The organism is Bacillus sp. SN32, from assembly GCF_002837495.1.
In the GTDB taxonomy this organism is placed as follows: Bacteria; Bacillota; Bacilli; order Bacillales; family Bacillaceae; genus Bacillus; species Bacillus subtilis.
The window spans coordinates 979,181-998,188 of record NZ_PJCT01000001.1; the positions used below are offsets into that span (position 1 = coordinate 979,181).

At 41.3% G+C, this 19,008-nt stretch carries 26 protein-coding genes; 17 read left to right on the forward strand and 9 right to left on the reverse strand.

What is annotated here, in order from left to right:
- The first annotated feature begins 38 nt into the window (after positions 1 to 38).
- The 4 genes from CW370_RS04940 to CW370_RS04955 all read left to right on the forward strand — a co-directional run bounded on the left by CW370_RS04940 (position 39) and on the right by CW370_RS04955 (position 3,347).
- Positions 39 to 272 carry a DUF896 domain-containing protein gene (locus CW370_RS04940; RefSeq protein WP_024573193.1) on the forward strand — a complete coding sequence of 78 codons (234 nt, stop codon included), beginning with the start codon at positions 39 to 41 and terminating at the stop codon, positions 270 to 272.
- Positions 273 to 440: 168 nt separating this feature from the next.
- Complete coding sequence (gene tkt / locus CW370_RS04945; RefSeq protein WP_003231593.1) at positions 441 to 2,444, forward strand: transketolase; 2,004 nt, start codon at positions 441 to 443, stop codon at positions 2,442 to 2,444.
- 152 nt (positions 2,445 to 2,596) lie between these two features.
- Positions 2,597 to 3,043, forward strand: a complete 447-nt coding sequence (gene sirA, locus CW370_RS04950) for a sporulation inhibitor of replication protein SirA (protein WP_003231591.1) — start codon at positions 2,597 to 2,599, stop codon at positions 3,041 to 3,043.
- An 85-nt stretch (positions 3,044 to 3,128) separates the two neighbouring features.
- Entirely contained in the window at positions 3,129 to 3,347 is a 219-nt protein-coding gene (locus tag CW370_RS04955; RefSeq protein ID WP_003221221.1) for a YneF family protein, read from the forward strand.
- Positions 3,348 to 3,420: 73 nt separating this feature from the next.
- Here the strand turns inward: CW370_RS04955 and ynzD are convergent, their stop codons facing one another.
- Positions 3,421 to 3,594 carry an aspartyl-phosphate phosphatase YnzD gene (gene ynzD / locus CW370_RS04960; RefSeq protein ID WP_010886518.1) on the reverse strand — a complete coding sequence of 58 codons (174 nt, stop codon included), beginning with the start codon at positions 3,592 to 3,594 and terminating at the stop codon, positions 3,421 to 3,423.
- Positions 3,595 to 3,813: 219 nt separating this feature from the next.
- Here ynzD and ccdA point away from each other — a divergent pair, with 219 nt between their 5' ends.
- The 3 genes from ccdA (at position 3,814) to CW370_RS04975 (ending at position 5,542) form a co-directional block, all read left to right on the forward strand.
- Entirely contained in the window at positions 3,814 to 4,521 is a 708-nt protein-coding gene (ccdA, locus tag CW370_RS04965) for a cytochrome c-type biogenesis protein CcdA (protein ID WP_024573192.1), read from the forward strand.
- A gap of 88 nt (positions 4,522 to 4,609) precedes the next feature.
- Positions 4,610 to 4,972, forward strand: a complete 363-nt coding sequence (locus CW370_RS04970) for a response regulator (RefSeq protein ID WP_003245707.1) — start codon at positions 4,610 to 4,612, stop codon at positions 4,970 to 4,972.
- Between the two features lie 78 nt (positions 4,973 to 5,050).
- Entirely contained in the window at positions 5,051 to 5,542 is a 492-nt protein-coding gene (locus tag CW370_RS04975) for a CcdC family protein (RefSeq protein WP_072174017.1), read from the forward strand.
- Positions 5,543 to 5,572: 30 nt separating this feature from the next.
- Here the strand turns inward: CW370_RS04975 and yneK are convergent, their stop codons facing one another.
- From yneK to sspO, 4 genes are all read right to left on the reverse strand, one after another.
- Positions 5,573 to 6,001, reverse strand: a complete 429-nt coding sequence (yneK, locus tag CW370_RS04980) for a DynA interaction protein YneK (RefSeq protein ID WP_003231580.1) — start codon at positions 5,999 to 6,001, stop codon at positions 5,573 to 5,575.
- Between the two features lie 235 nt (positions 6,002 to 6,236).
- Positions 6,237 to 6,629: an outer spore coat protein CotM gene (gene cotM, locus CW370_RS04985; protein ID WP_015251997.1), complete on the reverse strand. Its 393-nt coding sequence runs from the start codon at positions 6,627 to 6,629 to the stop codon at positions 6,237 to 6,239.
- Between the two features lie 80 nt (positions 6,630 to 6,709).
- Complete coding sequence (locus tag CW370_RS04990) at positions 6,710 to 6,856, reverse strand: small acid-soluble spore protein P (RefSeq protein ID WP_003221237.1); 147 nt, start codon at positions 6,854 to 6,856, stop codon at positions 6,710 to 6,712.
- 31 nt (positions 6,857 to 6,887) lie between these two features.
- Complete coding sequence (sspO, locus tag CW370_RS04995) at positions 6,888 to 7,034, reverse strand: acid-soluble spore protein SspO (RefSeq protein ID WP_003244839.1); 147 nt, start codon at positions 7,032 to 7,034, stop codon at positions 6,888 to 6,890.
- Positions 7,035 to 7,261: 227 nt separating this feature from the next.
- On the opposite strand from sspO, the gene acnA reads away from it, so the two are divergent.
- The 7 genes from acnA to CW370_RS05030 all read left to right on the forward strand — a co-directional run bounded on the left by acnA (position 7,262) and on the right by CW370_RS05030 (position 12,096).
- Positions 7,262 to 9,991: an aconitate hydratase AcnA gene (gene acnA, locus CW370_RS05000; protein ID WP_003231573.1), complete on the forward strand. Its 2,730-nt coding sequence runs from the start codon at positions 7,262 to 7,264 to the stop codon at positions 9,989 to 9,991.
- 71 nt (positions 9,992 to 10,062) lie between these two features.
- Positions 10,063 to 10,575, forward strand: a complete 513-nt coding sequence (locus CW370_RS05005; RefSeq protein ID WP_024571428.1) for a redoxin domain-containing protein — start codon at positions 10,063 to 10,065, stop codon at positions 10,573 to 10,575.
- Positions 10,576 to 10,655: 80 nt separating this feature from the next.
- Complete coding sequence (locus tag CW370_RS05010) at positions 10,656 to 10,781, forward strand: FbpB family small basic protein (RefSeq protein ID WP_003244964.1); 126 nt, start codon at positions 10,656 to 10,658, stop codon at positions 10,779 to 10,781.
- Positions 10,782 to 10,845: 64 nt separating this feature from the next.
- Positions 10,846 to 10,992, forward strand: a complete 147-nt coding sequence (gene sspN / locus CW370_RS05015) for an acid-soluble spore protein SspN (RefSeq protein ID WP_003231569.1) — start codon at positions 10,846 to 10,848, stop codon at positions 10,990 to 10,992.
- Between the two features lie 36 nt (positions 10,993 to 11,028).
- Positions 11,029 to 11,280 (forward strand): small acid-soluble spore protein Tlp, encoded by a 252-nt coding sequence (gene tlp, locus CW370_RS05020; RefSeq protein WP_003231568.1) that lies wholly within the window; start codon positions 11,029 to 11,031, stop codon positions 11,278 to 11,280.
- Positions 11,281 to 11,364: 84 nt separating this feature from the next.
- Positions 11,365 to 11,781 (forward strand): YbgC/FadM family acyl-CoA thioesterase, encoded by a 417-nt coding sequence (locus CW370_RS05025; protein ID WP_017696516.1) that lies wholly within the window; start codon positions 11,365 to 11,367, stop codon positions 11,779 to 11,781.
- Positions 11,782 to 11,796: 15 nt separating this feature from the next.
- Positions 11,797 to 12,096, forward strand: a complete 300-nt coding sequence (locus CW370_RS05030; protein WP_024571429.1) for a hypothetical protein — start codon at positions 11,797 to 11,799, stop codon at positions 12,094 to 12,096.
- A 30-nt stretch (positions 12,097 to 12,126) separates the two neighbouring features.
- Here the strand turns inward: CW370_RS05030 and CW370_RS05035 are convergent, their stop codons facing one another.
- Entirely contained in the window at positions 12,127 to 12,414 is a 288-nt protein-coding gene (locus CW370_RS05035; RefSeq protein WP_003231562.1) for a HesB/YadR/YfhF family protein, read from the reverse strand.
- Between the two features lie 87 nt (positions 12,415 to 12,501).
- The gene (gene plsY / locus CW370_RS05040) at positions 12,502 to 13,083 is read right to left on the reverse strand and encodes a glycerol-3-phosphate 1-O-acyltransferase PlsY (RefSeq protein ID WP_003231560.1); all 582 of its coding nucleotides are present in this window, start codon (positions 13,081 to 13,083) and stop codon (positions 12,502 to 12,504) included.
- 169 nt (positions 13,084 to 13,252) lie between these two features.
- Between plsY and CW370_RS05045 the strand changes: the two genes are divergently transcribed.
- The 3 genes from CW370_RS05045 to parC all read left to right on the forward strand — a co-directional run bounded on the left by CW370_RS05045 (position 13,253) and on the right by parC (position 18,450).
- A complete protein-coding gene (locus tag CW370_RS05045; RefSeq protein WP_003245606.1) occupies positions 13,253 to 13,660 on the forward strand; it encodes a CoA-binding protein in 408 nt (135 codons plus the stop codon).
- 398 nt (positions 13,661 to 14,058) lie between these two features.
- Positions 14,059 to 16,026, forward strand: coding sequence for a DNA topoisomerase IV subunit B (gene parE / locus CW370_RS05050; RefSeq protein ID WP_003231552.1), 1,968 nt, complete (start codon positions 14,059 to 14,061; stop codon positions 16,024 to 16,026).
- A gap of 3 nt (positions 16,027 to 16,029) precedes the next feature.
- Positions 16,030 to 18,450 (forward strand): DNA topoisomerase IV subunit A, encoded by a 2,421-nt coding sequence (gene parC / locus CW370_RS05055; protein ID WP_014479945.1) that lies wholly within the window; start codon positions 16,030 to 16,032, stop codon positions 18,448 to 18,450.
- Positions 18,451 to 18,496: 46 nt separating this feature from the next.
- On the opposite strand, the gene CW370_RS21710 is transcribed toward parC, so the two are convergent.
- Together CW370_RS21710 and CW370_RS05060 are read right to left on the reverse strand one after the other, a co-directional pair.
- Positions 18,497 to 18,622: a hypothetical protein gene (locus tag CW370_RS21710; RefSeq protein ID WP_003231548.1), complete on the reverse strand. Its 126-nt coding sequence runs from the start codon at positions 18,620 to 18,622 to the stop codon at positions 18,497 to 18,499.
- Positions 18,623 to 18,647: 25 nt separating this feature from the next.
- Entirely contained in the window at positions 18,648 to 19,001 is a 354-nt protein-coding gene (locus CW370_RS05060) for a hypothetical protein (RefSeq protein ID WP_003245190.1), read from the reverse strand.
- Positions 19,002 to 19,008: the final 7 nt, after the last annotated feature.

Below are 19,008 nucleotides of genomic sequence, written 5' to 3' on the forward strand. Positions count from 1 at the left end.
TAGTACTATATAGACAAAATGCAATAAAGGAGTTTAACATGATTTCAAACGCGAAAATTGCCAGAATTAATGAGCTTGCTGCCAAAGCTAAAGCTGGCGTTATTACAGAAGAAGAAAAAGCCGAACAGCAAAAGCTCCGTCAAGAGTACTTGAAAGGTTTTCGTTCTTCTATGAAGAACACGTTAAAAAGCGTGAAAATCATTGACCCAGAAGGCAATGATGTAACACCAGAAAAGCTAAAAAGAGAAAAAAGAAATAACAAACTTCACTAATATAAGAGGAATACGGCAATATCGTATTCCTCTTTTGCATATACTATAATCAAAACTCTTATGTGACAAAATTCAACAAGTTTCTCTCAAATTTAAGCTGAAACAGTTGAGAAAAAGTCGTCAGACATTTATGATGTAAGGGTACAACACATAAGGAAGGGGATTTTTATGGATACAATTGAAAAGAAATCAGTTGCTACCATTCGCACACTGTCAATAGACGCTATTGAAAAAGCAAATTCTGGTCATCCAGGGATGCCGATGGGAGCCGCTCCAATGGCATACACGCTGTGGACAAAATTTATGAACGTAAGTCCGGCAAACCCTGGCTGGTTTAACCGTGACCGTTTTGTTTTATCTGCTGGACACGGGTCAGCACTATTATACAGCATGCTTCATTTAAGCGGGTTTGATCTTAGTATTGAAGATCTTAAGGGATTCCGCCAGTGGGGCAGCAAAACACCTGGACACCCGGAATTCGGACATACTGCCGGTGTTGATGCTACAACAGGTCCGCTTGGCCAAGGAATTGCCATGGCAGTCGGTATGGCAATTGCTGAACGCCATTTAGCGGAAACATACAACCGCGATTCATTTAACGTAGTCGATCATTATACATACAGTATTTGCGGTGATGGTGATTTAATGGAAGGTATTTCTTCTGAAGCCGCTTCACTCGCAGGCCATCTTCAGCTTGGCCGTCTGATCGTACTATACGATTCTAATGACATCTCTCTTGATGGAGACCTCGACCGTTCATTTTCTGAAAACGTGAAACAGCGTTTTGAAGCAATGAATTGGGAAGTTCTTTATGTTGAGGATGGAAACAATATTGAAGAATTAACAGCGGCTATCGAAAAAGCACGCCAAAATGAAAAGAAACCTACATTAATTGAAGTGAAAACGACAATCGGATTCGGTTCACCTAACCGTGCCGGTACATCCGGTGTTCACGGTGCGCCGCTTGGTAAAGAGGAAAGCAAATTAACAAAAGAAGCTTACGCGTGGACATATGAAGAAGACTTCTACGTTCCGTCAGAAGTTTATGAGCATTTCGCTGCAGCTGTTAAAGAATCAGGTGAGAAAAAAGAACAAGAATGGAATGCTCAATTCGCTAAGTATAAAGAAGTTTATCCTGAACTTGCTGAACAGCTTGAACTGGCAATCAAAGGAGAGCTTCCGAAGGACTGGGATCAAGAGGTTCCTGTGTATGAAAAAGGAAGCAGCCTGGCATCCCGTGCATCTTCCGGTGAAGTTCTCAACGGACTTGCGAAAAAAATTCCTTTCTTTGTCGGAGGTTCTGCTGACCTAGCGGGATCGAACAAAACGACAATTAAAAATGCCGGTGATTTTACAGCGGTTGATTACTCAGGCAAGAACTTCTGGTTTGGTGTACGTGAATTTGCGATGGGTGCAGCCTTAAACGGTATGGCGCTTCATGGCGGTCTTCGTGTATTCGGCGGAACTTTCTTTGTCTTCTCTGATTACCTGCGTCCTGCGATTCGCCTTGCAGCGTTAATGGGCCTTCCTGTGACATATGTCTTCACACATGACAGTATTGCGGTTGGTGAAGACGGTCCGACGCACGAGCCTGTTGAACAGCTTGCTTCACTCCGTGCGATGCCTAATCTTTCTTTGATCCGTCCAGCAGACGGCAATGAGACAGCAGCAGCATGGAAGCTTGCAGTTCAAAGCACTGACCACCCAACAGCGCTAGTGCTTACACGTCAAAACCTTCCTACCATCGATCAAACATCTGAAGAAGCATTGGCAGGAGTAGAAAAAGGTGCATATGTCGTTTCTAAATCTAAAAACGAAACACCTGACGCTCTTCTCATCGCTTCCGGATCAGAGGTAGGTCTTGCAATTGAAGCGCAGGCTGAATTGGCAAAAGAAAATATTGATGTTTCTGTTGTCAGCATGCCTTCAATGGACCGTTTTGAGAAACAATCTGATGAATACAAAAACGAAGTCCTTCCTGCAGATGTGAAAAAACGTCTTGCAATTGAAATGGGCTCATCATTTGGATGGGGCAAATACACGGGGCTTGAAGGTGACGTTCTCGGCATAGACCGATTCGGTGCATCTGCTCCAGGTGAAACCATCATTAACGAATACGGCTTCTCAGTTCCGAACGTAGTGAATCGAGTTAAGGCATTAATCAATAAGTAAGCTTTTGAAAGAGGATGAGCCAAATCATCCTCTTTTTCTTGTTTATCCGACAAAAATAGTATTGGCTGTTTAACAGTAATAGACAATTCTTTCTTTTCTTCTTTTGTATAATAGAGAGCAAATGAAATGCTGCTGGAAAAGGGGATGAAAAGATGGAACGTCACTACTATACGTACCTTATCAAAGAGGAATTTGCCAATCACTATTTCGGCCGGGAATCGGTTATGTTTGAGCTGTTTCAAGACTATCATTGGACAAGCCTTGAAAAGCAGCAGTATGAAATGACAGAGAAACAGATTCAATATATTACACAACCAATCCCGATTTTACATATGCATCAGCGGTTAAAAATGAATTTAAACAAGACGGATTACAGGCAGCTGGATTATATTTATAGAATAGCTTTGCCGAAAGCAAAAGGCCACGCGACGTTTATGATGAAGGAGCACATGATAGAAATTGTGGCTTCGGGAGATTACGAGGCAGAAACGATATTCTTTGAAGTGTTAAGAAAAGTTAGCCCTTGCTTTTTAGCAATGGATTTCAATTCGAAGCGTTACGGATGGCTAAATCCGGTGAAAGAAAGAAATTTTGTCTAAAACCGAAGAAAAAGAGATGTAAATGTTGTATAATAGCTTTTGGTTTAGTACACTTTAAACTAGACAACATGAAGGAGGAAATAAAATGACTTTATGGGTTGGCATCCTAGTGGGCGTTGTTGCATTGCTCATAGGTGTTGCACTCGGGTTTTTTATTGCTCGTAAATATATGATGAGCTACCTGAAAAAGAATCCGCCTATTAATGAACAAATGTTACGCATGATGATGATGCAAATGGGAATGAAACCTTCTCAAAAGAAAATCAATCAAATGATGAAAGCCATGAATAATCAAACGAAATAATACGTAAAGATTATGATATAGAGAAACATGGTTATAAAATAAAAAACCCTTATACGGGTTTTTTATTTTGCGATCATTCATCACCCGCTACTGCTCGAAGGCGCTGCTTTTGATATTGTATGAGAAGATGGTCAAGCTCCTGACTGAGCTCTATCGTAATATGAGATGTCATTCCGTTCGCCATGACAATTTGCAGCAGCTCTGCTCTTTTTTTTTCAATTTCTTTTAATAGATGCTCTCTAATCACAGGGATGTATCCTTTCATACATTAGATCTTCAAAGTGAATGTTTATATTATATCCATATTTATACTAATTTTCAAATGAGAAGGAGTATAATGTCTCAATGTCAAATTAAATTATATAAGTTTTTTCTGAAAATAGAAATCCTTCAAGTGAAAGTGTTAAAAAAATGAAATGATTTTGTCATAACTTGAAGGAATGTCAAATCATGAAGGGATGATGACATGGGAGACGTGAATTATTTTTTGACATTCGGAGCGGGGTTTTTATCCTTTATTTCGCCTTGCTGCCTGCCGCTTTACCCAGCTTTTTTGTCATATATTACAGGGGTCAGCATGGACGATGTAAAAACAGAAAAGCTGCTGCTGCAGAAAAGAAGCCTGTTTCATACTTTGTGTTTTTTGCTTGGCTTTTCAGTCATTTTTATTGCTTTAGGCTATGGAACATCTTTTATTGGCAGCCTGTTTAGGGATTATCACGATGCGATTCGGCAAATTGGCGCGTTGCTTATTATTTTGTTCGGTTTCATTACACTCGGTGTGTTCCGGCCTGAGGCTATGATGAAAGAGCGGAGAATCCATTTTAAGCATAAACCAAGCGGGTTTTTAGGGTCGGTCTTAATCGGAATGGCATTTGCAGCTGGATGGACACCATGTACCGGTCCGATATTAGGTGCTGTTATCACACTTGCAGGCACCAATCCGGGCTCAGCAGTGCCATACATGATGTTATATGTACTCGGTTTTGCGATACCGTTTCTTTTATTGTCTTTTTTTATCACAAAGCTGAAGTGGATAAGGAAGAACCAGCTTTTAATTATGAAAGCTGGCGGCGTTTTGATGATTGTGATTGGTGTGCTGTTATTCTTTAATTGGATGAGCCTGATCATTATTTTGCTGTCAGATCTTTTTGGAGGCTTTACTGGTTTTTGACGGTAAATTACTTTCGTACTACTACTAATCCTTTTGTTTTTGGTACAATAAGACTATTATCTGTGGAAATCGATTGTTGGAGGGGAATATGACAAGAGTTTTAGTTGTAGACGACGCCAAGTTCATGAGAGTGAAAATCAGAGAGATCTTGGAAGAGGCAAATTACATAATCGCAGGCGAAGCGGCGGACGGTGAACAAGCAGCGGACCTGTATAAAAAACTGCGCCCGGACCTTGTGACAATGGATATTACAATGCCGGTGAAAAACGGCATAAAAGCGCTTCGTGATATCTTAACCTTTGATCCTAAAGCGAAGGTCATCATGTGCACCGCCATGCGCCAGCAAAGAATTGTAACGGAAGCAATTGAGCTGGGGGCAAAGGATTTTATTGTTAAGCCGTTTGAGGAAACAAAAGTGCTGGAAGCTGTAAGCCGCGTTATGGGACATTAAAGTCATTTCTTTTCAAAATGGTTTTTTTTATTGTTTTGGAGTATAGTATATAGTATCAACACTCCGAGAAACAAAGGAATGATAAGTATGATGATTATAGTTTCATCGATTATTGCTGTGTTAATGGCTGTAGCTGTGATGGTGGTCAGAATAAAGTCCTCTGACAAGCCTGTTTCACCAAAAAAAATCATTCTTCCGCCGATTTTTATGAGTACGGGAGCGTTAATGTTTTTATTTCCGGTATTTTGGGTAACTGGTGCAGAGTTTTTGGAAGCATTCACTTTAGGTGTGATTTTCTCTATTTTTCTAATCAAAACTTCTAAGTTCGAAATTAAAAATAATGAAATTTACATGAAACGCTCTAAAGCATTTGTTTTTATATTAGTCGGTCTTTTGGTGATCAGAATCGTGATGAAATCGATCTTGAGCACATCAATCGATTATGGTGCACTGAGCGGAATGTTTTGGATTCTGGCTTTCGGTATGATTGTGCCTTGGAGAATCGCCATGTATTTATCATATCGAAAACTTCATAACGAGCTGCAGTCAGCTAATATTCAAATGAATTAAAAAACCTTTCCTCTTGTCAGGAAAGGTTTTTTATTTGAGAAGGGTCTGATAAGGTTCCAAATCGATTTTTTTGTCCCGCAGATGCCTTTTTAAGAAGGTATGGTCTCTTTTAGGAGTTGCGAGAATATAGCCTTTGATCATAAGTTGCTGATCAATCTTTGCTACCTTTTCTTTTAATGCAAGCTCACCGATTTTGCCTGCGATTTTGGCTTTTGCTGCATCTCTGAACAGCTCTGGCACCGGCGCAGTCAATTCATCTAGAAACTGTTTGTTTTCATCGTTCCATAAATGTCTGCTGTTTTCAATATAGTAATCCTGCCAATCAAGCTCTGATCTGCCGTCCTCTTTTGGTAAACGCTTTAAAAACTTTCGAAACATGAAAAAACCGCCGATTGATAATAAGACTACCATCATGATCACCCAAAACAGAATAAACCATAAAAACCATCCTTCCAGCATCAATCATTCCCCCTTATTCTAACCATATTGTATACGAAGAGAGATTAGAAGAACACAGTAAAAAAAGAATAGAAAAAAGTGATAGACGTCTAGTCAAAAGAGATAGTAGATCATATTCTATTGTATAGTGAATCTGCTATTTGGCCATGGGAGAGTCACTAGAGGGTATTTGACGATAAATGGACGGAAAAAAAAAGTCACTTTCATAATAGGGGATGAAAGTGACTTTTTATGTTTAGCTGAGAGGAAATTGAAGAGAAAAAGAAGAGCCATCTTCTGTTTCTTTATTGACGGCGACTGTGAGTATTTGATTTTCGCATTCGGCTTGAATGGTTTTGTCATTAAAATAAAAAGGAAGCATCATTTGTTTTTCAAAAGTCTGTCCTGACGATTTGACAGTTAAGATGAACTCGCATCCAGAAAGGGTAACTGTTACTTGTGTAGGCTGTAAAAAAGTCAGATCCGCTTCTATAATATACTGCTGACTTGTTTCATATAAATCAATAGGCAATGTTTCGTCGTACCAGGCGAAGGGGTCTTCAAAAAATTGCCGAAGCCATTCATCCATACTATCGAAATCATTCGCATCGTTGCGTTTTGAATGGTTCATGGAAGCATTCCTCCACATATCAACCTTGCTTTACATCATATGCGGTGGATTATAAATGGGTGAACGCATAAAAAAACAGACACTAAGGTCTGCTTTTCTTACATATCATGGCTTGAGTTGTGCTTTTGTCTTGTATGGTTTCGGTTCTTTACTTTTTTGCTTCCGCTTAGAGGCTCAGGTTGGCCGGGATTGTGTCCTTTAGGGGCGTTTTTATGCATATCTTTACTTGTATTCTTATTGGTCATAAAATGAGAACCTCCTTAAAAGAGTTCGGTGTTATTGATTTGTTTTTCTTTTTTTGTTATTTTGGCGTTCTGCTTCAGTCAGTACAAGCTGGTCGTTTTCAATGTAGCCGGCGCCTTTGCCTTGGCTTTTTGCGTCATTCATTCCGTTAATGACGTGATTCGCTTTTCTTTTGACCATCATTATCACCTCAATCATAATATGGCTTCTTTTATTGTGTTATATGAGAGAGCGTAAACAGTAAAAATTACCGGTACATTTTTCTCATAAGTCGAACTTATTGTATTTAATAAAAACATTGATATTTACTTATGTATGATTTTGTTTTAATATGAAATTGTGAGAAAATTGTGATGGAATGTAATGTTCATCTGAGAATGATCTGATCTGAAGGGGGATTTTGGAGAATGGCAAACGAGCAAAAAACTGCAGCAAAAGACGTTTTCCAAGCGAGAAAAACGTTTACTACAAATGGGAAAACATATCATTATTACTCTTTAAAAGCGTTAGAAGATTCAGGTATAGGAAAGGTTTCGAAGCTTCCTTATTCCATCAAAGTTCTTTTAGAATCAGTATTGCGTCAAGTTGACGGATTCGTTATCAAAAAAGAACACGTGGAAAATTTGGCAAAATGGGGAACTGCCGAATTAAAGGATATCGACGTTCCGTTCAAACCATCTCGTGTTATTTTACAAGACTTCACAGGGGTTCCGGCAGTAGTAGATCTGGCTTCACTGCGTAAAGCAATGGCAGCTGTCGGCGGTGATCCTGATAAAATCAACCCTGAAATTCCTGTTGATCTCGTTATCGACCACTCTGTACAGGTAGATAAAGCGGGTACAGAAGATGCATTAGCAGTAAATATGGACTTGGAATTCGAAAGAAATGCAGAGCGCTACAAATTTTTAAGCTGGGCAAAGAAAGCGTTTAACAATTATCAGGCAGTGCCGCCTGCAACAGGTATTGTGCACCAGGTCAACCTTGAGTTCTTGGCAAGTGTTGTCCATGCCATTGAAGAAGACGGCGAGCTTGTAACGTATCCTGATACGCTTGTCGGAACAGACTCACACACAACAATGATTAACGGTATCGGTGTTCTCGGCTGGGGTGTCGGTGGAATTGAAGCTGAAGCGGGAATGCTTGGACAGCCTTCTTACTTCCCAGTTCCAGAGGTAATCGGCGCGAAACTTGTCGGCAAGCTTCCAAACGGAACAACAGCTACTGACTTGGCGTTAAAAGTAACACAAGTGCTGCGTGAAAAAGGCGTTGTCGGTAAATTTGTTGAATTCTTCGGACCGGGAATTGCTGAACTGCCGCTTGCAGATCGCGCAACAATTGCGAATATGGCTCCGGAATACGGTGCTACATGCGGATTCTTCCCAGTAGATGAAGAAGCGCTTAACTACCTGCGCCTGACAGGCCGTGATCCTGAACATATTGATGTTGTTGAAGCATACTGCAGAAGCAATGGCTTGTTCTACACTCCAGATGCGGAAGACCCTCAATTTACTGATGTGGTTGAAATTGACCTGTCTCAAATTGAAGCAAACTTATCGGGTCCAAAGCGTCCTCAGGATTTGATCCCGCTATCTGCTATGCAGGAAACGTTTAAAAAGCAATTAGTCAGCCCTGCAGGTAACCAAGGATTCGGTTTAAATGCTGAGGAAGAAAATAAAGAAATTAAGTTTAAACTCCTTAACGGCGAAGAAACAGTTATGAAAACGGGTGCGATCGCCATTGCTGCGATTACAAGCTGTACAAATACATCAAACCCATACGTTCTGATCGGCGCCGGACTGGTAGCGAAAAAAGCGGTTGAGTTAGGGCTTAAGGTGCCTAATTACGTGAAAACGTCACTTGCACCGGGTTCTAAAGTTGTTACAGGATATCTTGTGAATTCAGGCCTTCTTCCATACATGAAAGAGCTTGGCTTTAACCTCGTTGGGTACGGCTGTACAACATGTATCGGGAACTCAGGCCCGCTTTCACCGGAAATCGAAGAAGCGGTTGCGAAAAATGATCTTCTGATTACGTCTGTCCTTTCCGGAAACCGTAACTTTGAAGGACGTATTCACCCGCTTGTTAAAGGCAACTATCTTGCTTCACCGCCGCTTGTTGTGGCATATGCGCTGGCTGGAACGGTAAACATTAACCTGAAAACCGATCCAATCGGTGTGGGCAAGGATGGTCAAAACGTATACTTTAATGATATTTGGCCGTCAATGGACGAAATCAATGCACTTGTTAAGCAAACTGTTACGCCAGAGCTATTCCGCAAAGAGTATGAAACAGTATTTGATGACAACAAGCGCTGGAACGAAATTGAAACAACAGATGAAGCATTATATAAATGGGATAGCGAGTCAACTTACATTCAAAACCCGCCATTCTTCGAAGAAATGTCTGTTGAGCCAGGCAAGGTTGAACCATTAAAAGGTTTGCGTGTTGTCGGTAAATTCGGCGATTCAGTCACAACTGACCATATTTCTCCTGCGGGGGCAATCGGAAAAGATACGCCTGCCGGAAAGTACTTGCAAGAAAAAGGTGTTTCTCCTCGCGACTTTAACTCCTACGGTTCCCGCCGCGGAAACCATGAAGTCATGATGAGAGGAACATTTGCAAACATTCGGATCAAAAACCAAATTGCACCGGGTACAGAAGGCGGATTTACGACGTACTGGCCGACTGGTGAAGTAACATCCATCTATGATGCGTGCATGAAATACAAAGAAGATAAAACTGGTCTTGTCGTATTAGCAGGAAAAGACTATGGTATGGGATCTTCACGTGACTGGGCTGCAAAAGGAACAAACCTTCTCGGCATCAGAACGGTCATTGCAGAGAGCTTTGAAAGAATCCACAGAAGCAACCTTGTATTCATGGGTGTGCTGCCGCTTCAGTTTAAACAAGGTGAAAATGCGGATACACTCGGCTTAACGGGTAAAGAAGTCATCGAGGTAGATGTTGATGAAACAGTTCGTCCTCGTGACCTTGTGACTGTAAGAGCAATCAATGAAGACGGCAATGTAACAACTTTTGAAGCAGTCGTCCGCTTTGATAGTGAAGTTGAAATTGATTACTACCGCCATGGCGGCATCCTTCAAATGGTGCTTCGTGAAAAAATGAAGCAGTCCTGATGAATCAATAGGAAGAGAAGGCATTTCGCTTTCTCTTCTTTTTATGACACAATGTGCTGCGGAGGTGGCATATGCTGAAAAAATGGCTCGCAGGGATCCTGCTTATCATGCTTGCCGGTTATACGGGATGGAATTTATATCAAACATACAGCAAAAAAGAAGTCGGAATTCAAGAGGGGAAACAAGCACCTGATTTTTCTTTGAAAACGCTGTCAGGGAAGAAAAGCTCTTTACAGGATGCAAAAGGCAAAAAAGTGCTGCTCAATTTTTGGGCAACTTGGTGTAAGCCGTGCCGTCAGGAAATGCCTGCGATGGAAAAGTTACAAAAAGAATACCCCGACAAACTTGCGGTTGTTGCGGTAAATTTCACTTCAGCTGAGAAAAGTGAGAAACAGGTCCGAGCGTTTGCTGATACGTATGACTTAACGTTCCCCATTCTGATTGATAAAAAAGGGATCAATGCTGACTATAACGTGATGTCATATCCAACGACATATATCTTAGATGAAAAAGGTGTTATCCAAGACATACACGTTGGCACCATGACAAAAAAAGAAATGGAACAAAAACTGGATCTTGATTAGATTCAGTTTTTTTTATGCTCAAATATGCTTACAAGTTTTCAGAATTGGAAAAAATAAAAGAATATGCGGAGGTGAGAAGCGTGAAGAAGATGAGAAAACGTTCTTTTCATGAGCTCGTCATGGAAAACAAAAAAGAGCTGATGACCAATACAGAGTATTTAAATCAGCTTGAGGAAAAGCTTGAACAGCGATTTAAGCAAAAATAACCTTTAATTTGTATTCATGTTTACCCCTCCTTTTGAGAAACCTATCTGTTGAGGAGGGATAAACATGGGAAACAACAAGAAAAACGGTCAGCCTCAATATGCTCCAAGCCACTTGGGTACAAAGCCTGTAAAATATAAAGCCAATAAAGGGGAAAAAATGCATGATACTTCAGGTCAGCGGCCGATCATCATGCAGACAAAAGGCGAGTAGCGAAAAATCAAGTTTATTTCTAGGAGGTACATCCGAATGACAAAGAACCAAAATCAATATCAGCAGCCTAATCCTGATGATCGTTCTGACAATGTGGAAAAATTGCAGGATATGGTTCAAAATACAATTGAAAATATAGAAGAAGCAGAAGCATCAATGGAGTTTGCTTCAGGAGAAGATAAACAGCGTATCAAAGAAAAAAATGCAAGGCGCGAACAGAGCATTGAAGCGTTTCGTAATGAAATACAGGACGAATCTGCAGCGAGACAAAACGGATACCGTTCTTAAAAAACCAGGGAAACCTGGTTTTTTTCTTTCTGATTTGATTATGGTAAAATGGGGCTAAATTGACGTTAAGGGAGCAGAGTAATCTTGCATGTATCAAAAAAAGAAATAGAAGTGCGTTATGCAGAAACAGATCAAATGGGAATTGTCTATCACGCAAATTATCTTGTGTGGATGGAGGTCGGCAGAACGGCCTTAATTAAGGACTTAGGCTTTTTATATAGTGATATGGAAAAAAGAGGCGTTCTGTCCCCAGTTGTTGATATCAATATTTCCTATAAAAAGCCGCTTCATTACGGAGAAACCGCGGTTGTACATACATGGATAGAGGAATATAACGGCTTTAAAACCGTCTATGGTTATCACATTTATAATCCGGCCGGTGAGCTTTCCATCAAAGCCACCTCATCTCATATTTGTGTGGATAAAGAAAGCTTTAAGCCAATTCAATTCCGCAAAGCTTTTCCTGATTGGCACACAGCATATGAAAAGGCCAAAAAATAGGGAAGTGAACGGGATATGGCGTTTGGTGTGAAACGGGAGGAACTTAACCGGTGGAAACAAGCAGTGAAAAGAGGAGAAATCGCATTTTTAACACATTACTGGCTGGATGACCGATTTCCAGAAGCAAGGACTGTGACAAAAGCCGGCTGTGCAGACATTGATAAGCTGGTTCAGTGGGGAGCGGCGTACGGGTTAAAAAAAGAATGGATCCATAAGAAAAGTGAATTTCCTCACTTCGATCTGCTGGGTGAAACACAAAAATATATTTTAGAACAAGAGAACCTAACCGATCATCTTATACGATTTCATTTGTAAAAAAAGAACGCACATCATGTGCGTTCTTTTTTATTGGTATTCAAAAACCGGTTCATCAGCGTCTTCTGAATAGCTGACGAGAAGGTCGTGGTTATCAAAGTACCATAAATCACTTTCTTCAATAAAGAAGGTAATGCCGTCAGCTTCTGCAGTGACTCCAGCCTCTTGTGGGGCATCTTTCGCTACACCGAGAGAAAAACCCTTTTGAACGTTGCTGCAACCTCCATAGCGGACGAAAAAGCGAACCTGGTCTCCGCTTTCCAAATCGAGTTCTTCTTTATACCAGTTCAATGCGTCTTCGTTAATTGTCATATTCATAACAGAACACCCCTTTGTTCTTCATTTGAATTTTCTCTATTATAAACGTATTAGGCTATTCTATGTCAAAAGAGAAGTTTTTTAAGCTTATAACCATTTTACTTTAGGTTCTGTTTTATTGATAATTCGTTTAATGTTCGCTCGGTGTCTGTATATCACAAAAATAGTGAGCAGGGTAACGACAATCAATAAATACGTATCATGGACAAAGAAACTATATATAACAGTATAGATCCCTGTTAACATCGATGAGAGAGAAACAAATTTAGTCAAGTATAAAAAGATGAAGAATACCGCAACCATCGTGATAAATAACAGGGGTGCGTAAAATAGCAAAACGCCTCCTGATGTCGCCACGGCTTTACCGCCTTTAAATTTGGCGAAGATGGGAAACACGTGGCCTAAAACCGCAAAGACTCCTGCAAGAAGCGGGTGAATATCAACATGCATGAGAAAAGGCAATGCAGTTGCCAGTGTCCCTTTCAAAATATCTCCGGCTATGACGACCGAACCAGCTTTTACACCCAATGTACGGAATGCATTGGTAGCGCCTAAGTTGCCGCTTCCGTGCTCCCGAATATCAATTCCCTTGGCAAGCTTGCCCACAATTAAGCCAGATGGAATGCTGCCTATCAAGTAGGCCAAAATAATCAATAAAGCAATTAACATCTACATTTCTCCTTTTTCAAATTCCCTTCTTTTTATTTTAACATGAGATGTCATGATCTGATGATAAGTTTTTTTGTAAAGTTTGCTTACAAATCCAATCAAACATGCATCATATTTTGATTTCTCCTGTTTTGATCGTGTAAAATAAGTGAAAAAGGAGTGACACACGATGCAAAACCCTTCTAAAGCGGAAATTAAAGAGATTCTTCAAAGAAGCAAACGTATAGCGGTAGTAGGGCTTTCAGACCGTCCGGATAGAACGTCACATATGGTTTCAAAAGCAATGCAGGACGCGGGTTATGAAATTATCCCTGTGAATCCTACAATTGATGAGGCGCTAGGTGTCAAAGCCGTTTCATCTTTAAAAGAGATAGACGGTCCGATTGACATCGTAAATGTATTCCGGCGCTCAGAACAGCTTCCTGGAGTGGCGGAAGAGTTTTTAGAGACAGATGCGCCAGTATTTTGGGCACAGCAAGGGCTAGTTAATGAGGAAGCATACCAGATGCTAAAAGAAAAAGGCAGAACGGTTATCATGGATCTGTGCATAAAAGTGGCACACGCTGTAACAAAATAGGTGCAGAACTGCAAAAATCCTTGTAAATTCAAGGATTTTTGCTTTTTAATTTTAAGATATTGTTTGCGTATTACGGTGAAACAGATACAATAAAGCTTGAACAGCTTTTTTTGAATACCTTGTCCAGCTGGGTTTCGGCCGTTCGATTTGCGAAGGTCTGCTGCTTTATATATAATAAACAAACATACGTTCTCATGGTGTAAAAACAGCACTAGCCGATGTTTTGAGAAGAACTGATTCGTTAGCTCTATGTTGCGATTGCAAACATATTGGTTATAATGAGGAGTCCAAGGCAGTACTGGCTCGAGGCGAGGTTTATAAAAAATATCTTATATACAAATGATGTGTAACACTGAAAAGAGAAAGACAATGTTAGTTTTTGAAAGGGGTTTGTACGTTTGGCTAGAAAACAGCAATTTGATTACAACGAAGATGCCATACAGGTGCTCGAAGGCCTTGAGGCTGTCAGGAAAAGGCCGGGTATGTATATTGGCTCTACTGACGCGCGGGGTTTGCACCACTTGGTTTATGAAATTGTAGATAACTCTGTCGACGAGGTGCTTGCCGGCCATGGAGATCACATAATCGTCAAAATACATAAAGACAATAGTATTTCTGTACAGGATAGAGGCCGCGGCATGCCGACCGGAATGCATAAGCTCGGCAAACCAACCCCTGAAGTGATTTTAACGGTGCTTCATGCCGGAGGGAAATTCGGCCAAGGCGGCTATAAGACAAGCGGCGGGCTCCACGGAGTTGGTGCATCAGTCGTGAATGCTTTATCTGAATGGCTGACGGTTACCATTGAGCGGGACGGTTTTGTCTATCAGCAGCGATTTGAAAATGGAGGAAAACCGGTTACATCTCTCGAAAAGATCGGCAAAACAAAAAAGACGGGAACTCTTACACACTTTAAGCCAGATCCAACGATGTTCAGCACAACCACTTATAATTTTGAAACGCTCTCTGAGCGCTTAAGAGAGTCTGCGTTTTTGTTAAAAGGACTGAAAATTGAGCTGATTGATGAACGCAATGACCAGCGTGAGGTCTTTTATTATGAAAACGGCATAGAAGCGTTTGTTGCTTACTTAAATGAAGAAAAAGACGTCTTGTCTGAAGTGGTCTCGTTTGAGGGTGAGCATCATTCTATAGAAGTGGACTTTGCGTTCCAGTTTAACGATGGTTATTCTGAAAATATTTTGTCGTTTGTCAACAATGTCAGAACAAAAGACGGCGGGACGCATGAGTCAGGTGCAAAAACTGCGATGACGCGTGCTTTTAATGAATATGCGCGAAAAGTGGCTTTGCTGAAAGAAAAGGATAAGAACCTTGAAGGCACCGATATAAGGGAAGGGCTTTCAGCCATTATTTCTGTCCGCATTCCTGAGGAGCTTCTTCAATTTGAGGGACAAACAAAAGGAAAGCTCGGTACCAGTGAAGCAAGATCAGCGGTGGATGCGATTGTTTCAGAGCAGCTTGCTTACTTTTTAGAGGAAAATCGGGACACCGCAACGCTTCTTGTCAAAAAAGCAATCAAGGCGAGCCAGGCGCGCGAAGCGGCACGCAAAGCCCGTGAAGAAGCAAGAAGCGGCAAAAAACGAAAAAAATCAGAAGCGACTTTAAGCGGAAAGCTGACGCCTGCGGGTTCAAGAAACCCGGCAAAAAATGAATTGTATCTCGTTGAGGGAGATTCAGCAGGCGGGTCAGCCAAGCAGGGACGAGACCGCAGATTCCAGGCGGTTCTGCCTTTACGCGGTAAAGTCATTAATACAGAAAAAGCTAAGCTTGCTGATATCTTTAAAAATGAAGAGATCAATACGATCATTCATGCGATCGGCGGAGGAGTCGGGGCAGATTTCTCAATCGATGACATCAACTACGACAAAATCATCATTATGACCGATGCCGATACTGACGGCGCCCATATTCAAGTGCTGCTTCTTACCTTTTTCTATCGCTATATGAAACCGCTCATTGAGCATGGCAAGGTGTTCATTGCGCTGCCACCTTTATATAAGGTCAGTAAAGGAAGCGGGAAAAAGGAAATCATTGAATATGCATGGTCTGATGAAGAGATGGGTGATGTCCTGAAAAAAGTCGGCAAAGGCTATACCATTCAACGATATAAGGGTCTTGGAGAGATGAACGCAGACCAGCTGTGGGAAACGACGATGAATCCGGAGTCCCGCACACTTGTTAGGGTCAAAATTGACGATGCGGCACGTGTAGAGAGACGTGTGACGACGTTAATGGGAGACAAAGTAGAGCCGCGCAGAAAGTGGATTGAGAAAAACGTCGCTTTCGGCTTAGATGAAGAAAGCAATATTTTAGAAAATGAAAACTTATCGGTCGCTGAGGAGGTTTAATTATTGTCACAGCCAGAATTATTTCATGATTTACCATTAGAAGAGGTGATCGGCGACCGTTTTGGACGCTACAGTAAATATATTATTCAAGACAGGGCGCTGCCCGATGCGAGAGACGGATTAAAGCCGGTACAGCGCAGAATTCTGTATGCAATGCATACAGATGGAAACACGTTTGATAAAAACTTCAGAAAAGCGGCCAAAACGGTCGGTAACGTCATCGGTAACTATCATCCGCACGGTGACAGCTCGGTTTATGAAGCAATGGTGCGGATGAGCCAGGATTGGAAAGTTCGTAATGTGTTAATCGAAATGCATGGAAACAATGGAAGCATCGACGGAGATCCCCCGGCAGCCATGCGTTATACAGAGGCACGATTATCTCCGATTGCATCTGAGCTTCTTCGGGATATTGACAAAAACACGGTTGAATTTGTGCCGAACTTCGATGATACAAGCAAGGAGCCTGTCGTACTCCCGGCGATGTTTCCTAACCTATTGGTCAACGGATCTACCGGGATTTCAGCAGGATACGCGACCGACATTCCCCCTCATCATCTGGGAGAAGTCATTGATGCTGTCATTAAGCGTATTCAAATGCCATCTTGTTCTGTTGATGAACTTATGGAAGTCATTAAAGGGCCTGATTTTCCGACAGGCGGTATTATTCAGGGCGTTGACGGGATAAGAAAAGCTTACGAAACCGGAAAAGGAAAAATCATTATCCGCGGAAAGGCTGAAATTGAAACAATCAGAGGCGGACGAGAACAAATTGTCATTACTGAAATTCCATTTGAAGTAAATAAAGCAAACCTTGTAAAAAAAATGGACGAGTTCCGTATTGATAAAAAGGTTGAAGGCATCTCAGAGGTTCGTGATGAAACGGATCGAACAGGGCTGAGAGTGGTCATTGAACTCAAAAAAGAAGCTGATGCCAAAGGCATTTTGAATTTCTTATACAAAAACACTGATTTGCAGATCACATATAACTTCAATATGGTGGCTATCCATAACCGCCGTCCGATGCTGATGAGCCTGCCGTCTATTTTGGATGCATATATCGGACACCAAAAGGAAGTTGTCACAAACCGGTCCGTTTACGAGCTTCAAAAAGCAAAAGACAGACATCATATCGTAGAAGGGCTCATGAAAGCTTTGTCTATTTTGGATGAAGTGATTGCAACAATCCGTTCTTCTAGCGATAAACGTGACGCTAAAAACAATTTGATCGCCAAATATGAATTTACAGAGCCTCAGGCTGAAGCCATCGTGTCATTGCAGCTATATCGTTTAACCAATACCGATATCACAGCGCTTAAGGAAGAGGCAGAAGAGCTCGGTAAAAAAATTGAAGAGCTCGAATCTATTCTGAGCAATGATAAAAAACTGCTAAAAGTGATTACAAACAGCTTAAAAGCACTGAAAAAGAAATATGCAGATACTAGACGCTCCGTGATTGAAGAAAAAATTGAAGAAATTAAAATCAATCTCGAAGTCATGGTTGCATCTGAGGATGTATATGTAACCGTAACGAAGGATGGTTACCTAAAACGGACGAGCCAGCGCTCATTTGCCGCTTCCAACGGTCAGGACTTCGGAATGAAAGATACGGACAGGATGCTGCATCAGTTTGAAATGAATACGACAGACGTGCTGCTGCTCTTTACGAACAAAGGAAGCTACATCTATTGTCCTGTTCACCAGCTGCCTGATATCAGATGGAAGGACATGGGCCAGCATTTTTCAAATCTCATCACTATTGACCGTGATGAAACGATTGTAAAGGCTATACCGATAAAAGAATTTGATCCGTCAGCATATCTTCTATTCTTTACGAAAAACGGCATGGTGAAAAAGACAGAGCTCACTCATTATAAAGCACAGCGTTATTCTAAGGCACTTGTAGCCTTAAATCTGAAGGGTGAAGATGAACTGATTGATGTACATGTCACAAATGGGGAAAGCCAGATCTTTATGGCCACTCACTTAGGGTATGGTCTATGGTTTGGAGAAGACGAAGTGAATGTAGTTGGCGCGCGTGCGGCAGGTGTCAAAGGGATTAACTTAAAAGAGGATGACTTTGTTGTCTCCGGTGAGATCCTTCAGCAATCTGATTCAATTGTCTTGTTCACACAGCGGGGAGCGGTAAAACGCATGAGTCTTTCTGAGTTCGAGAAGACATCCCGCGCAAAACGCGGTGTCGTAATGCTAAGGGAACTGAAAAAGAATCCTCACCGTGTTGTAGCACTGTTCGCTTGCGGTCTTGAACAGCGGCTAATGGCAGAAACAGAAAAAGGCGACAGAAAAGAACTGCAGGCAAAAGAGTTGCGGACAAACGACAGATACAGCAATGGCTCTTTCTTTTTTGATGAAGAGGAATCAGGTAAGGTTACAGCTGTTTGGCGCCTTCATACAGAACAATAATAAAAAACCCGCTCATACTATATGAGCGGGTTTCGTTTGTTTTTTATCAGCTTTCATGGTTGGTGAATAGATCTGTTACAGCATGAATGACTTCAATCCCCTGCCATACAAATAAATTCAGCGCTGTGAAAGAAAATAAGCCTAAAATCACCATTCTTAAGATAAACAACATGTTTAACAGCCTCCTCATATTTTCGTTACATAATCGGGTGATGTTGAACATGAAGTTTGCCGAAATAAGAGGATTGATAAAATTTGGCCAGTATAAAGCTTTTTTTCCGCTGACGTCTGCGGGAGTATCCCGTACTTTTGCTTTCAGCGGTCAGCAGCAGAACAGCCATTGCCCATAAAGCGGTCAGCGTAAATGCCCCTGTGATGGATTTCTTCTCATCATCAGCATTTTGGCCGGCTTTCATCTCATGCATTTCCTGCTGGTCGGCTACGGCTTTATAATGATGGCCGATATCAAAGGCGTGGGGAATTGAGAACAAATGAAAACTGGCAATCGCCAAGAATAAGATGGATGCTTTCAATATCGTTACTTTTTTCAAATGATCT

Excerpts from the sequence above, each read along its gene's own strand:
- cotM (WP_015251997.1), bottom strand. The coding sequence starts at position 6,629 with ATGTGGAGGAATGCTTCCATGAACCATTCAAAACGCAACGATGCGAAT.
- plsY (WP_003231560.1), bottom strand. The coding sequence starts at position 13,083 with ATGTTAATTGCTTTATTGATTATTTTGGCCTACTTGATAGGCAGCATT.
- CW370_RS04940 (WP_024573193.1), top strand. The coding sequence starts at position 39 with ATGATTTCAAACGCGAAAATTGCCAGAATTAATGAGCTTGCTGCCAAA.
- CW370_RS04970 (WP_003245707.1), top strand. The coding sequence starts at position 4,610 with ATGACAAGAGTTTTAGTTGTAGACGACGCCAAGTTCATGAGAGTGAAA.
- ccdA (WP_024573192.1), top strand. The coding sequence starts at position 3,814 with ATGGGAGACGTGAATTATTTTTTGACATTCGGAGCGGGGTTTTTATCC.
- CW370_RS05030 (WP_024571429.1), top strand. The coding sequence starts at position 11,797 with ATGGCGTTTGGTGTGAAACGGGAGGAACTTAACCGGTGGAAACAAGCA.
- tlp (WP_003231568.1), top strand. The coding sequence starts at position 11,029 with ATGACAAAGAACCAAAATCAATATCAGCAGCCTAATCCTGATGATCGT.
- CW370_RS04990 (WP_003221237.1), bottom strand. The coding sequence starts at position 6,856 with ATGACCAATAAGAATACAAGTAAAGATATGCATAAAAACGCCCCTAAA.
- yneK (WP_003231580.1), bottom strand. The coding sequence starts at position 6,001 with ATGCTGGAAGGATGGTTTTTATGGTTTATTCTGTTTTGGGTGATCATG.
- CW370_RS21710 (WP_003231548.1), bottom strand. The coding sequence starts at position 18,622 with ATGTTGTTTATCTTAAGAATGGTGATTTTAGGCTTATTTTCTTTCACA.
- CW370_RS05005 (WP_024571428.1), top strand. The coding sequence starts at position 10,063 with ATGCTGAAAAAATGGCTCGCAGGGATCCTGCTTATCATGCTTGCCGGT.
- CW370_RS04975 (WP_072174017.1), top strand. The coding sequence starts at position 5,051 with ATGATAAGTATGATGATTATAGTTTCATCGATTATTGCTGTGTTAATG.
- CW370_RS04955 (WP_003221221.1), top strand. The coding sequence starts at position 3,129 with ATGACTTTATGGGTTGGCATCCTAGTGGGCGTTGTTGCATTGCTCATA.
- sirA (WP_003231591.1), top strand. The coding sequence starts at position 2,597 with ATGGAACGTCACTACTATACGTACCTTATCAAAGAGGAATTTGCCAAT.
- CW370_RS05035 (WP_003231562.1), bottom strand. The coding sequence starts at position 12,414 with ATGAATATGACAATTAACGAAGACGCATTGAACTGGTATAAAGAAGAA.
- sspO (WP_003244839.1), bottom strand. The coding sequence starts at position 7,034 with ATGGTCAAAAGAAAAGCGAATCACGTCATTAACGGAATGAATGACGCA.
- CW370_RS05045 (WP_003245606.1), top strand. The coding sequence starts at position 13,253 with ATGCAAAACCCTTCTAAAGCGGAAATTAAAGAGATTCTTCAAAGAAGC.
- acnA (WP_003231573.1), top strand. The coding sequence starts at position 7,262 with ATGGCAAACGAGCAAAAAACTGCAGCAAAAGACGTTTTCCAAGCGAGA.
- sspN (WP_003231569.1), top strand. The coding sequence starts at position 10,846 with ATGGGAAACAACAAGAAAAACGGTCAGCCTCAATATGCTCCAAGCCAC.
- tkt (WP_003231593.1), top strand. The coding sequence starts at position 441 with ATGGATACAATTGAAAAGAAATCAGTTGCTACCATTCGCACACTGTCA.